Below are 13657 nucleotides of genomic sequence, written 5' to 3' on the forward strand. Positions count from 1 at the left end.
AGCTGCACATCAAAACTATGTTCAGTAAAGCATGAGCATTAAAAAATGTTAATGCTCATAAGCTCATTTAATTTATAGTTATATTCACCGTCTTATTCCACTCAGCTTTAATTTGCAGTTGATTAGCACTACTATCATACCAAGCAGCAATAGTGTGATCAGTTAACTGCTGTTGATTCGCTACTAGTTTTATCGCCTTATTATTTACTTTTATCTTTGCTGAAGTATCACCGTAATGATGGATCACTACGCTCAATTTACGTGATGCAGGCATTCCTGAAAAGTCACCCGCTTGTTGTAAGTTTAACGACAAGTTATTGCCTTGTTGTATGGCATTAAAGGTCAGTGTTTCATAATCACCGTTAGCGAGCGAATTCGGATCTTTACCATCATCGTTATACATCACTGCAGAAGATGATTTTACCGATGTGTCAGCGTAATAATGTAAGGTTAAATTTTTGGTCTTGTAATCTTTGGTCGATTGCACCGTTTCAACCATAGGAATAAAAGCGCCACCTCGAACTAACACCGGCGTTTGATCTAGCGGTGCAGCTATAGTTACTTTTTGATTGCCTAAATAACGTTTATCGTTCCAAAAGTTAAACCAAACACCTTTAGGTAAGTTCACATTTATTTGACGAGCATTTTGCTCCGTTACAGGTGCAACAAGTAAGGCATCGCCATAAAAATAACTATCTTTTTCATCAATAAGATCTAGCTTACTTTCATCTTCAAAAAACATCGGACGCATTATAGGCATACCTGTTAAGCTATTTTCAATGCTTAACGAGTAAATGTAAGGCATTAACTGATAACGTAACTTAACGTATTCACGCAAAATATCTTTAGTTTCAGTGTCATGAAATATTGGCTCTGGTTTGGCATTTTCTTGAGCGTGCGGGCGATAAACTGGCTGAAAAACACCGTATTGTAACCAACGGATATAAAGTTCTTTATCTATCGGGCCATCGCCAGCAAAGCCACCTAAATCTGAATGGATATAACTTAAACCGAGCACGCTCATTTGTAATGCTAATTCTACTTGTGGTTTAAAACCACCCCAACTGCGACTTACATCACCTGTCCATGGCACCATGCCGTAGCGTTGTGAACCAATAAAACCTGAACGCATTAAGATAAATGGCCGTGTTTCAGGTTGAAATTTCTGTAATCTTTTAAAAACCATTTCAGCCCATTTATGACCATAAGCATTATGCAATTCATCACCGGTAACTTTACCCCCAGCAAAGTTATGCAAACCATTTGCAGGATGCACTTCAGGTTCGCCTAAGTCCCCCCACCATCCTGCCACACCTTGCTCGGCGAGTTGTTGATAATATTGCCAAAACCAGTCTTGACTCTTTTCATCAAAAACATCGACTAAACCCGTATTGCCGAAATAAAAGTCAAACTTTTCAGGCTGCCCCTGGTCATTTTTCATTAAGGCGCTATTTTCAACCGCACTTTGCCATTGACTTGAAGAAGTTAGAATAAAGGGCTCCGTGATCATAATGGTATTTACCCCTTGGGCTTTAAAGTCTGTGATCATATCAACCGGCGTTGGAAATGCTATTTTATCCCAATTCAAATTACCCATATGGCCTTTTATATCAGGGCCAAACCAATATAAATCAAACACGATGGCATCAAGCGGAAAGTCTTCATCATGATATTTTTGTACCACAGCACGCGCTTCTTGCTCGCTATGGTAGCCAAAACGGCTGGCAATATTACCTAAACTCCAACGCGGAGGTAATGGTTGCTTTCCGGTAACATCAACCAAGTTCTCAATTAATTTTGGATAGCTATCGCCGGCAATAATCAAATAAGACGTGCGTCCACCAACGGCACTAAACTGTAATATGTCAGCTTCGTCGTGAGCAATATCAAGCTCGCCATTTGCAGAATTATCGAAGACGATAATATATTTGTTACTCGACATAATGGCCGACAAGCCATAGTACATTTGATTTGACTGATCCTCGTATCCGTAATGAGCACGATTATATAGTGGCATTTTTTGACCACGACGATCCATACCTAACACGCGCTGACCGCCACCTAAAATTTTCTCTTGAGGTTGTAATTTAAAACGAAACCCTAAAGTAAATTCAATCGGAGGCTCTGTATTTAACTCTGTTACTTCAATGACTTCGTTGTCCACGGGAAGTTTAATTACGTCAGTTTTTACAGTTACTTTTGGTATTACAGCTTGAGGTTGCTGAGTAAAAAGCCCAAGCTCTTCAGCAGCGATATACTCGCCATTGGGTTTGGTATAACGAATATTAAAAGGTGATTTATTGATAATCGCCACCAAGAATTTACTGCTCAACGTTAACGCTTTCGCAGAACCTACAACCGTTAAGTTTCTTTCATCTTTATTGTTTGACGTGCTAACGGTGTCGATAGCAAATGACGGTAATTGCTTGAAACCAATCGGTTGATAATGCACTTCGAACGCAGATTGATTAAGCGCATTAATTTCAACAATACCATCGCTCGTCCTTACTGCTAAGGTGTTACCTAATAATTGATGATCAATATAATCGCGAGTTAATCCCTGCCAGCTAATAAATATTAAAATCAAGGCAAGAAGATATAAAGCGCTCGATTGCATTATTTTTTTGGATTCAAAAGTGATTTTTTTCATCATGACTTAACGGCCTGAAGTTGATAAACAAAAGAGCTTAATGGCAACATAGTCACGTTAACAGTGGCGGTTTTATCAGCGTGAACCGTTAGTATATTTGAACTGCCATAAAGTAAATCTACTAGCGGGTATTCGCCCGCCGGTAATTGCCACTGATTCACTAAATTGCTTGGTAATTGCAAGTTATATTGATAGCTATTTTCACTATCGAAGTTGCTAACAACAACTAACCTTTCTTGTGCTTGCCAACGAGCAAATGCAAATTGCAGATGATTATAAGTGCTTAACGCTTTGCGGTTATTTTCATGTAAGCTTTGGTAATTCCCTAACATTGCGCTATTTTGCGCTGAAATGGTCATCAAGCGTTGATAAAAGTCTCGCAAACTTTTCTCATCATCAGACAATTGGCCACCATCGAACTTGCCGCCATTCATCCAACGTTGATGTGCAGGTACGCCGGCATAATCAAAAATAGTGGTACGCGTTGGGTCGCCAAAGCCCGTTTCTTCACTGCCATCTTCACCAACTTCTTGGCCAAAATAAATCATCGTTGGCGAGCGGCTAATTAACGCGGAAACCACCATGGCGGGCTTTGCTTTTTCAGCGCTGCCGGCAAAGTCAGGGCTGGCAATACGCTGCTCATCATGATTTTCTAAAAAATGTAACAAGTGTTGTTCAATATCACTGTAACGCTGCGCAATATTAGCTAAATCAGAGGTATTACCGTGACCTTGCATAATATCTTTCAGGCGGTCATAAAAATCTACTTTATCGTACAAGTAATCCATTTTTCCTAACTGAATGTAATTTCTATATTGTTTGGGGTTGTAAACTTCTGCCAATATAAAAGCATCTTTATTGGTCATTTTTATGGCTGAGTTTAAATAACTCCAAAACTCAACGGGCACCATTTCTGCCATATCGTAGCGAAAGCCATCTATGCCTTTATCCAGCCAAAATTGTGTAATATCACGAAATTTCACCCAAGAATTAGGCACTTTTTTATTACGCCAAAATTCGCTATGCGCTTGATAACTTTTGAAACGATACGACTCAGGTAATCTTGCAAACGTATAGCTACCATCAGGCTTTACTCCATAATTCACTTTAATGGTTTCATACCAATCGTTAATACTGGGCTGCGCGGCACGAGAACCATTGCCAGTCCACTTTGCAGGAGACTCGTTAAATATCCCATCAGCTAACGGATGCTTTTCACCACCTAAGGGTGCATAGCCATCATTAGATTCAGGTACTTTAAAGTCTTCTCCCACGACATAATAAAAGTCATTATCCGCTGAGAATTCAACCGTTTTGTCATCGTCAGCGCCAAAGTCACGTACCCCTTCAGGTTTACCTAACGATTGATAGTCGCGTGCAATATGATTTGGCACAATATCAATAATCACTTTCATGCCTTGTTGATGCGTTCTGGCAATTAAGGCTTCAAATTCTTCTACGCGATTAGCTGGGTTATCGGCTAAGTCGGGGTTAACACTGTAATAGTCTTTAACAGAATAAGGTGAGCCTGCACGCCCTTTCACTACATCTGGGTCGTCATTATTAATACCGAATTTTGTATAGTCACCAATTAAGGCATGATGTGGAACGCCGGTGTACCAAATATGACTAACACCTAACGCTTTAATGCCGAGTAATGCCTTATCAGTAAAGTCACTAAACTTACCCACACCATTATCATCTATCGTTCCCCAAGGCTTATTGGTAGTATTTTTATTACCAAATAACCGAGTGAACACCTGATAAACAACAGGCTTACCTTGTTCAGCATGTTCATTACTCGCTGCAATCTCAGCTACATTACTTAAATCAGTTAAGTTCATCGACTCTCCATCTTCAATTGTACAACCGGGCAAAAAACTAGCGAATATTAAGCTTGAAGCCACAATTTTTAGTCTACTGAAATGAGTGATTTTTGATACACAACAACGCATTTTATAACCTTAAACATGAATGCTGCCCATTTAATTCAATATCAGAAGTAAGGCAACAACAAAGACAATATTTCGAGAGTACACATTAAATTGCAGTCTGACCAACTGCATACGATTTCATAAAAAATTTAATTTTTTTTGCCGTCATTAATTTGTAAAAACGAATCTTGAATCTACCCACTTTGCAAAAATGTATTTATCTGATCAAATTTTAGGTAAAAAAAAGGCCAGTATGAAATTCATACTGGCCTTTTCAACATAATATTTTTTATTCGTAAGAGCGTTCTAACCAAGCAATTTGCATTCTAAGATCGTCAATTTCTGCATTAGCATCAGTTAATTGCTGATCAATAGTTTTTAACATGCCATTAGCGTTTTCGCTAGGTTCTATTACATTCACTGTTTCTTCGTGAGCCATAATGCTCTCCTGATTAACGTTACCACCCCTGTATTATTACATAGTAACTTTCATTTTACACTGTAAAATTCAAAATAAATTACAAATCGAAACATAAAAACACTAAATCACAACCAAAACGAAACCAAAATGGCTGGAATTGAAACAACATACAAGCTAAAACTTAATCAAAAACCTAAAAAGTAAAAGCTTTCATATCGACTTTCATTTATCTTTCATCAACCTAATAGACTTACTATTGATTTAACGTATACCCACCCCCATAAATGAAAAAAAGTAATTAAAAAATTTATCTATGCGCCTTCTAAAATCAACACAAGTAACCGATTTACATACAAATGTTAATCATCATTTCACACGCAAAGCTACTCGCGCCATTGTATTAAACGGTGAAAACATACTTTTGCTTTACACCAAGCGATATCATGATTACAGCCTACCCGGAGGCGGCATTGATGAAGGAGAAGACAACGTAACGGGTCTTATTCGCGAATTAAGAGAAGAAACAGGCGCCCAAAATGTTACTAACGTGCAAGCATTTGGTTGTTATGAAGAATATCGTAATTGGTATAAAGAAGATTATGATGTCATGCATATGCTTTCTTATTGCTATACCTGCGACATTGATCAAGAACTGCTTGCGCCAGAGTTTGAACCCCATGAGTTACAAAACGGTATGCAACCGTTATGGATGAACATTCACCAAGCTATTAAGCACAATGAAGATGTTATAAAAAATAGTGAGAAAAAAGGCTTATCGATTGAACGTGAAACGTATTTATTAAAACGAATTGTTACTGAATTACTTTAACTATTGTTGACGAGTAAATTTATCTCATCGCTAATTTTATATTTGGATTCAATATTTGAATGTCGTGTTTAATGTCGTGTTTAATGTAATGTTTGATGTAGTGTTTGAATGTAGTGTTTGAATGTAGTGTTTGAATGTCATGTTTTGATGAATGTTCGCTCATTATTATCTTTAAAAGCAAGTAAGCGACCTCAAAGCAAATTAATTAACAGAATAAAGTCTCTACCTTGATACTACCGAAAATAAAAAACCAGCTAACGAATTAACTGGTTTTATTTTACTAAGCTAACTATTTTAAGCTAGCTTTTACAAGGCCACATTAGCTCGGATATAAACCAAACTAACCGTAAGCTAAATAAAAACTTATTTGTCTGCTCTACCCATAAACTTTCGTTCTTCGGTATTAATCTTAATTTTATCACCCGTTGATATATGCTCAGGTACTTGCACCGTTAAGCCGGTGGATAAAATAGCAGGTTTGGTTCTAGCTGTAGCAGAACCACCTTTAATTGACGGATCAGTTTCTGTAATAACTAATTCAACACTTGACGGTAAATCAATCGCTACTGGCACACCATCAACAATAATGACTTGTATGCCTTGAGTTTCTTCATTAATGAATAAAACTTCTTCAGTAACAGACGACTCATTCAAATTGTAAGGTGTGTAGTCTTCGTTATCCATAAAAACATATTCTTCACCATCAATATAAGAAAACATCGCTGGGCGACGAGTTAAATCAGCAAAGTTAAGCATATCGTCGGCTTTAAATGTTTCATCGACTTTACCGCCGGTTACTACATCGTACATGCGCATTCTGTATAAACTACCACCCGCACGACCTTGAGGGACTGAACGCTCAATATCTCTAACAATCATTACTTTACCGTTATATTCTATCGCGGCATTCTTTTTTATATCACTAGCTTTTGGCATTAAAAACCATCCTCAATTAATTTATTCAAGAAAAATAACATGTATTAGTTATTATGCAAGGTAATATCGGCTAAATCCCCGACTTAAAGGCTCATTAAGTAGTTTAATGCCCCTGTAATCACCGCTACTTGAGCAATAATACAAATTTCATCATTAGCACTTGGGCTGTCAGGATAAACTTCTGTCGTAGTTACATAAGGTGCGTCAGTTAAGCCCATACATAAGCCTAGCTCACGTGCAGCATAGTTTATTACCCCTTCTTGCGATAACGCTACACCAATCAATTTACCTTCATCATCAGCGGGGGCAATATGGGTAACTTTTTCTACCGAGCTAATAATGGCTTTTTGAAATGCATCTTGCGGTTTAGTGCTATCAGCAACCAAATAAAAACCGTCAGGTATATTCCAGTTTTTTTGCTCTATCGCATCTCTAGCGGCAAGTGCGGGTCTAAATTCACTATTATCGCTATCGGTTGTTTCATGAAGATCAATATGCGACAAAAACTCAATTTCTAGTGTTTTAATGTATTGATAAACGGCTGACGACTCTTGTGCTGGGCTGTTTTCATAAAACGAACGATTCGGATCTATTGCTAATGGATTCCAACGATTAATCGTTTCATATCCCCACGGGCTAATACAAGGTAAAACCACAAAGTTAAAATCATCTAGAAATGGCTTAGCCGCTGTTTGCAAAAAGCGAATAGCGCCTTGAACTCCACTGGTTTCATAACCATGCACACCGCCAGTTACTAATATATTAGGTTTATCATCGTTCCAATTTAATGACTTAAGAGCATATAGAGGATAATTTTCAGCATCGTAAAGTAAGCTGCCATATTGCTCTATAATATAATCCTCATTTAAACTATCTAAATGACTTACAACCTGCTCATAGTAACTACGTTTTTTATTCTGCTGTTGAAACCATGATTCTTTATCTCCATCAGTCCACTTTTTACCATGTTCGCCAATAGGGTATGCTGCTTCTGTATTCATATAATTACCTAAATAAGTTTTACGTTTTGCCAGATTATACAATCCATTATAACGTTGAAGTATAACAATCAAATATAATTTATGAGATAAATATAAGTGCAAACAGTTGGTTATTTCAGATAACAGGAAGGTTTATGTAAAAAATGTGTTCGTAATATACAAAATTACTAGCAACCCTAGCTAAGGGCTTTAAGAATTGATAAAGGCTCCCCGCCTATATTTACTGATCTAAAAATTAGGTTTTGTTTATTTTCACCCTATTAAAAAATCTCATTTTTTACAAATAGTTCAATATAAAGTATTAAATACTTCAAAATTTGCATATAAATGCTGCAATTACAACTTATTTACCCTAAAATACTCGCTATGAAACAATTTATTAACATATATCCCAAAAGGAATTTTATTGTGCGTCTACAAACAAAAACAACTCTACTTATAACTAGTTTAGTTTTAGCTCTGGGTGTTAATGCTCAAGAGCAACCAAAAGCAGAAGATCTTGTTGGTAAAACTTATGTCGGTATTCACGGTACAAGAATGAACACTGACGATGATAGACTCACATCGAATAATGTTGATTTTATTAAGCATGGTAATGGTATGGGTGCTGAAATAGGATATCGCTATAGCGAAAAATCTGAGTACAGATTATCTTATACTCACCTAAATTTAACGCGAGTAGGTTGGGCTCCAAGTACACCTTCTGGTTCAAATATCGCATTAAATTACCTTTTATTCCCTAACAAAGAAAACTTTTATCTAATGGCGGGTGCCAGTGCACTAGAAGTTATTGAGACTAAATTATCGGTTAACCTTGGTGCTGGCTACCGTCACTATATCAGCGACCGAAGTGCAATCTATTTTGAAGGTAACGGACATTATCAATTAGATGAAGCCTATACAGATTTAAGTGCTCAAATCGGTTTTATCTACTTTTTTGGTGATACACAAAAGAAAATCGTTCGCGCTAAACCTGCAATGGAAGCAGCACCAGTAACTCCTGCAATGGTTAAGCCTTTAGACACTGACAACGATGGTGTAATAGATAGCAAAGACCTTTGTAAAGCGACACCAGCTGATAACAAAGTTGACAGTAATGGTTGTACCGTTTTTACTGAAGAAAATGATGCAATGCATTTACACGTTAAATTTGATAACTCTAAAGCAGTTGTTAAACCTGAATATTTTGAAAACATTAAAGCTGCCGCTGACTTTTTGAAAACATACCCGCATACCACTTTAGAAATTAAAGGGCACACATCAAGCACTGGTTCTGCAGCATTCAATAAGAAACTATCTCAACAGCGTGCTGACGCTATTACTGCTGTGTTAATTAATGAGTTTGGTATTAAATCATCAAGATTAACAGCAATTGGCATGGGTGAAGAAGAGTTAATCAACCCAGCTAATACTGCACAAGCTCATAAAGAAAACAGACGTATAGAAGCTAAAGTTGTTGTGAATAAAAAAGTAGCCGTTAAACGCTAATAAGTTTATTTTAAAATATAAAAACGCTGTTCTCATTATTTGAAAACAGCGTTTTTTTTATTTTCAATTCAAACAAACTTAATAATTATAACTACGGCCTGATATGTTTATGTTGTCAAAACACAATATTAAGCCCTGCCCAGTAATCAAAAATCTTATCTAAATAAAATTCTTTATGATGATGTAAACTTAAACAAATGCTCGTACCAATAAGCATTAAGTTTAACCGATTAAATTCAGTTTATTGATTCACCAGAATTAACAGTAAATCACTATTTTTCATAAAAAAATTTAGCTCCAATGCTGAACTTTATGCTAATTTAGATATAACAAAATAATAAAAGTGAGGGCGGCATTAACGATGCCAGACAATTTGCAAACCACTGAAATATGCCAAACACAGATCCAGTGCCTCGAATGTGCGCTGACTGTTAATATACCCATATTAAAAGAAAAGCAAAAAGCACAATGTCCTCGCTGTGGTTACACACTTAGTGCTATTCATCGCAATGCTAATCAACGTATTATTGCATTCTCAATAACCGCCTTAATCTTTTTAATAGCCTCTTTACCTTTTAAGTTTTTGTCATTCAGTGCTAATGGTTTAGAAAATCACTTCGACGCTATTACCAGTTTTTTTGTCTTAATAGATAATGATTATCAACTGTTAGCCTTAATTGAGTTTCTGACTATTTTTGCCATTCCAACCGTGGTGTTATTGTCATTAATTTATCTACTTATTCCCATGAATAAAGGTTTATACCCAAAACACGCGCGTAAAGTGTTAAACATGGTATTTACGCTAATACCTTGGAGTATGGTTGAAATTTTCCTCATTGGTGCGTTAGTAAGTTTAATTAAAATTATTTCCATGGCTGAAATCGCATTAGGTTTATCTTTTTATGCGTTCATACTTTTTGCATTATCGATGACTATCGTCATATTACATATTGATAAGCGTGAGCTATATCAACTATTAGCTCAGGTTGAAAAAAAACATAAGATTGAAATAAAACAAAGTAAGCTTGGTGTAGATCAAGTTCCCTCAAATGCGCATGCGTTAAGTGTACAAAAAACCTGGGCACTGCTGCTGACCGCGGTTGTATTCTATATACCTGCTAATACGTTTCCGATCATGACAACACACTTTTTTGGTCAAAACGAGGCCAGTACCATCATTGGTGGTGTAATTTTATTATGGAAAAGTGGCTCCTACCCTATAGCTGCCATTGTTTTTATTGCTAGCGTTATTATACCTGTGGCTAAAATATTAGTCCTGGCTTGGTTAAATTATAGTGTTCAAAAACAAAGTCATAGATTAAGCTTACAGAGAGTTAAATGGTATCGTATGGCAGAATTTGTTGGTCGATGGTCAATGATCGATGTTTTTGTCGTTATTATACTTGCGAGTTTAATTCAACTTGGACCGACTATGAGCATTACCCCCGGTGCCGCTACATTAGCTTTTTCAGGCTTAGTTATTGTTACTATGTTAGCCGCCATGAGTTTTGAACCTCAATTGATTTGGAATGATAGAAAAAAATATGAATGATACACAAACACCAGACGCGACAATAAAACAAATTAAAACAGTATCTACAATCTGGTTTATCCCGTTAATTGCTGTCTTTATTGGTTGCTGGATGATTTATTATCAATGGAGCAATGCAGGCTCAGAGATAACCATTCATTTTTCTACCGCTGAGGGCATGGAAGCAGGAAAAACAAGAATCAAATCACGTAATGTTGATATTGGAGAAGTGAGCCAAATTGAGCTAAATAAAAATGGTAATGGTGTCATTGTAACTGCAAAAATAAAAAAATCAGCTGAACACTTCCTTGTATCCGACAGTATGTTTTGGGTGGTTTCCCCGCAAATTTCTCATGCGGGCATATCAGGCCTAAGCACTTTAATTTCAGGTGTATATATCGAAATAGCACCCGGAAAAAGCGAAAACGAGCGTTACCTATTTGACGCGCTAAACTCTCCACCAGTTACACCAGCAGGTACGCCGGGCTTGCATATTACGCTCAATAGTAACGACCAGTTTGCTTATAAAAAAGGTGATCCTATTATCTATAAAGGGTTAACCGTCGGCCAATTTGAAGACATCTACTTTAACTTTGAAGAGCGTATTGTCTATTACAATGCTTTTGTTAAATCTCCATACCATCAACTTATCACCAGTAACACCAAGTTTTGGGATGTTAGCGGACTACAATTAGATTTAAATTCCGATGGTATAACCGTTAAAACTGGGAACTTTGAAACTATGTTAACCAATGGAGTAACATTTGGCATACCAAAAGGCATGGGCATAGGAGAGAAAATTGGTGAACGATCATATTATGATATTTACGCCAGCTATGAAGAGGCTGACGACGAACGCTATCGTCGCTCAATTGAATTTGTCGTACTTGTAAACGACTCAATCAGAGGCTTATCAGTTGGAGCACCAGTAGAATATAAAGGCATACAAATAGGTAAAGTGATATCCACTAATTTAATACACTCTCAACCACCAGAAAAACTAATAGAAGAAGACTTTAAAATCCCCGTACTTATTAGCTTGCAGCCTGGTAGAGTTGGAATGCCTGATAATAAAAAAGGTGAAGACCTAATGAGAGCGCAAAACATGTATTGGATTGAGCATGGTTTAAAAGCAGTTTTGCGAACAGGTAATATTCTAACAGGTAGTCTATACGTTGATTTACAGCATAAAAAAGATCAAAAAATCACAACAATAGCTAAATATGGTAACTACCCTATTATTCCAACTAACGGTGATGAGTTTTCACAAATCACCGCTAAAGCTGAACAGTTTATTGATAACCTAAATAATATCCCACTTAAAAACATGAGTGAGAATGCCAACACATTAATGCTAGAAATCACCCAAACAGCACAAGAATTACAAGGAGTAAGCCAAAGCCTTGATAAGTTACTGAGTCAAGCTGAGCAAACACAAGTAAGCGCAGAACTCAGTAAAGCCTTGCAAGGTATTACCACCTTAACAAAAGACATGTCTTCAGGCTCTAAAGGTTACGAAGAGTTACGCACCACCTTACACACACTAAACGCTACCATGAATGAATTAAAGCCATTGCTAAATCAATTAAAACATAAACCCAATAGCTTAATTTTCAATAGTGGTGAAACAACCGAGCCTACCCCTACAAAGCTTAATGGAGCGCAACAATGAGACAGTCAATAATAGTAACTATTTGGCTCGTAATGATGGTGTCGGCTTGTAGCTCTAATGCACCTACAAAAACACAGTACTATTTACTCAATAGCCCAACAAATAATAGCGCTTCAACAGTGAGCAATGAAAATCAGCAAAACATTACTGTTAGTTTATTAGAGTTACCCGATTACCTAAAGCAGCCAAGTTTAGTTTTGCAACTTTCAAGTCACCAACTGCACTACTCTCACTTTCATATGTGGGCCGAGCCTTTACAAAACAGCTTTTCACAAGCGTTATTAGATGATTTAAATCAACAAGATAATCGTTTTAATTATATAGATAATTCAACTACAACCTCAAAAGCATCAATAGAAGCCATTACGATTAAAGTAACGGCATTTCATGCGACACATCAATCACAAGCCTTACTCACAGGTACTTTTTGGGTTCAAAATAGCAACACGGTAAAACAACCACAACCCCATAAATTTACCCTTACATTGTCACTCGATAAAAATGGCTATGAGCACGCAGTAGAAAAAATGCGACAAAGTATTAACCAATTAGCACAAAAAATTATTAATAATATATATGTAGAATAATCCATTAGACTTTCAACGTTGGGTAAACCAAATGACACCTGCTATTAATCAACTAAACAAGTTAAATTTAACTTATAAAGTGCATCAATATAACCATGAGCCTGGTGCTAAGTCTTATGGTCTTGAAGCAGCTGAAAAGCTTAAAGTTAACGCTGAACTTGTTTACAAAACCTTAGTGGTTGATGTCGACAATAGTTACTTAGCCGTTGCAGTAATACCGGTTATAAAACAGCTTAATTTAAAGAAATTAGCAAAGTCATTAAAAGCTAAAAAAATTAAAATGGCAGAAGTGAATAAAGTGCAAAATTCAACTGGGTATTTACTCGGTGGTGTAAGTCCATTAGGTCAAAAAAAGGCCTTAGTCACCGTGTTAGATAAAAGCGCAGAAGTGTTGAATAGCCTATTTGTTAGCGGTGGTAAACGTGGGTTAGAAATAGAATTATCGCCTGACAGTATCGTATTATCGTTACAAGCTAAATATGCTGATATCATCAGTTAATAATCTTCATATTTTCTGCTTAGAATAAAGCTAAAAAGCATTTTAAATTATCGTTGACCTATCTAAATTTCCTGATGTTATTGGAAAAGATAACACTATTTTGCATAAC

11 protein-coding genes are annotated in these 13657 nt (G+C 36.6%); 6 read left to right on the forward strand and 5 right to left on the reverse strand.

The features are described from left to right. Positions 1-67 precede the first annotated feature (67 nt). The 3 genes from DBO93_RS10435 to DBO93_RS18780 form a co-directional block, all read right to left on the reverse strand. On the reverse strand, positions 68-2653 hold the full coding sequence (locus DBO93_RS10435) for a TIM-barrel domain-containing protein (protein WP_239058965.1): 2586 nt from the start codon (positions 2651-2653) through the stop codon (positions 68-70). Continuing rightward, positions 2650-4494 (reverse strand): alpha-amylase family glycosyl hydrolase, encoded by a 1845-nt coding sequence (locus tag DBO93_RS10440; protein WP_239058966.1) that lies wholly within the window; start codon positions 4492-4494, stop codon positions 2650-2652. The genes DBO93_RS10435 and DBO93_RS10440 overlap by 4 nt, the downstream gene beginning before the upstream one ends. Before the next feature lie 379 nt (positions 4495-4873). Beyond that, positions 4874-5023 (reverse strand): hypothetical protein, encoded by a 150-nt coding sequence (locus tag DBO93_RS18780; RefSeq protein ID WP_182256123.1) that lies wholly within the window; start codon positions 5021-5023, stop codon positions 4874-4876. 295 nt (positions 5024-5318) lie between these two features. Between DBO93_RS18780 and DBO93_RS10445 the strand changes: the two genes are divergently transcribed. After that, positions 5319-5834: an NUDIX hydrolase gene (locus DBO93_RS10445; RefSeq protein ID WP_108456293.1), complete on the forward strand. Its 516-nt coding sequence runs from the start codon at positions 5319-5321 to the stop codon at positions 5832-5834. A 363-nt stretch (positions 5835-6197) separates the two neighbouring features. Here DBO93_RS10445 and yeiP read toward each other — a convergent pair whose 3' ends face one another. Beyond that, entirely contained in the window at positions 6198-6770 is a 573-nt protein-coding gene (gene yeiP / locus DBO93_RS10450; RefSeq protein WP_108456294.1) for an elongation factor P-like protein YeiP, read from the reverse strand. A gap of 83 nt (positions 6771-6853) precedes the next feature. Continuing rightward, positions 6854-7771, reverse strand: coding sequence for a M14 family metallocarboxypeptidase (locus DBO93_RS10455; protein WP_108456295.1), 918 nt, complete (start codon positions 7769-7771; stop codon positions 6854-6856). A gap of 408 nt (positions 7772-8179) precedes the next feature. Between DBO93_RS10455 and DBO93_RS10460 the strand changes: the two genes are divergently transcribed. The 5 genes from DBO93_RS10460 to ybaK all read left to right on the forward strand — a co-directional run bounded on the left by DBO93_RS10460 (position 8180) and on the right by ybaK (position 13548). Further along, the gene (locus tag DBO93_RS10460) at positions 8180-9259 is read left to right on the forward strand and encodes an OmpA family protein (RefSeq protein WP_162533765.1); all 1080 of its coding nucleotides are present in this window, start codon (positions 8180-8182) and stop codon (positions 9257-9259) included. Positions 9260-9620: 361 nt separating this feature from the next. Next, a complete protein-coding gene (locus DBO93_RS10465) occupies positions 9621-10811 on the forward strand; it encodes a paraquat-inducible protein A (protein ID WP_108456297.1) in 1191 nt (396 codons plus the stop codon). Next, positions 10804-12462: an intermembrane transport protein PqiB gene (pqiB, locus tag DBO93_RS10470; RefSeq protein ID WP_108456298.1), complete on the forward strand. Its 1659-nt coding sequence runs from the start codon at positions 10804-10806 to the stop codon at positions 12460-12462. The genes DBO93_RS10465 and pqiB overlap by 8 nt, the downstream gene beginning before the upstream one ends. After that, positions 12459-13049 carry an ABC-type transport auxiliary lipoprotein family protein gene (locus DBO93_RS10475; protein ID WP_108456299.1) on the forward strand — a complete coding sequence of 197 codons (591 nt, stop codon included), beginning with the start codon at positions 12459-12461 and terminating at the stop codon, positions 13047-13049. The genes pqiB and DBO93_RS10475 overlap by 4 nt, the downstream gene beginning before the upstream one ends. 31 nt (positions 13050-13080) lie before the next feature. Further along, on the forward strand, positions 13081-13548 hold the full coding sequence (ybaK, locus tag DBO93_RS10480; protein WP_108456300.1) for a Cys-tRNA(Pro) deacylase: 468 nt from the start codon (positions 13081-13083) through the stop codon (positions 13546-13548). Positions 13549-13657 lie beyond the last annotated feature (109 nt).

Origin of the sequence: Colwellia sp. Arc7-D (assembly GCF_003061515.1) — a bacterium.
In the GTDB taxonomy this organism is placed as follows: domain Bacteria; phylum Pseudomonadota; class Gammaproteobacteria; order Enterobacterales; family Alteromonadaceae; genus Cognaticolwellia.

Coding starts and splice junctions, on each gene's coding strand:
- DBO93_RS10455 (WP_108456295.1), bottom strand. CDS start 7,771: ATGAATACAGAAGCAGCATACCCTATTGGCGAACATGGTAAAAAGTGG.
- yeiP (WP_108456294.1), bottom strand. CDS start 6,770: ATGCCAAAAGCTAGTGATATAAAAAAGAATGCCGCGATAGAATATAAC.
- DBO93_RS10435 (WP_239058965.1), bottom strand. CDS start 2,653: ATGATGAAAAAAATCACTTTTGAATCCAAAAAAATAATGCAATCGAGC.
- DBO93_RS18780 (WP_182256123.1), bottom strand. CDS start 5,023: ATGGCTCACGAAGAAACAGTGAATGTAATAGAACCTAGCGAAAACGCT.
- ybaK (WP_108456300.1), top strand. CDS start 13,081: ATGACACCTGCTATTAATCAACTAAACAAGTTAAATTTAACTTATAAA.
- DBO93_RS10475 (WP_108456299.1), top strand. CDS start 12,459: ATGAGACAGTCAATAATAGTAACTATTTGGCTCGTAATGATGGTGTCG.
- DBO93_RS10440 (WP_239058966.1), bottom strand. CDS start 4,494: ATGAACTTAACTGATTTAAGTAATGTAGCTGAGATTGCAGCGAGTAAT.
- DBO93_RS10445 (WP_108456293.1), top strand. CDS start 5,319: ATGCGCCTTCTAAAATCAACACAAGTAACCGATTTACATACAAATGTT.
- pqiB (WP_108456298.1), top strand. CDS start 10,804: ATGAATGATACACAAACACCAGACGCGACAATAAAACAAATTAAAACA.
- DBO93_RS10465 (WP_108456297.1), top strand. CDS start 9,621: ATGCCAGACAATTTGCAAACCACTGAAATATGCCAAACACAGATCCAG.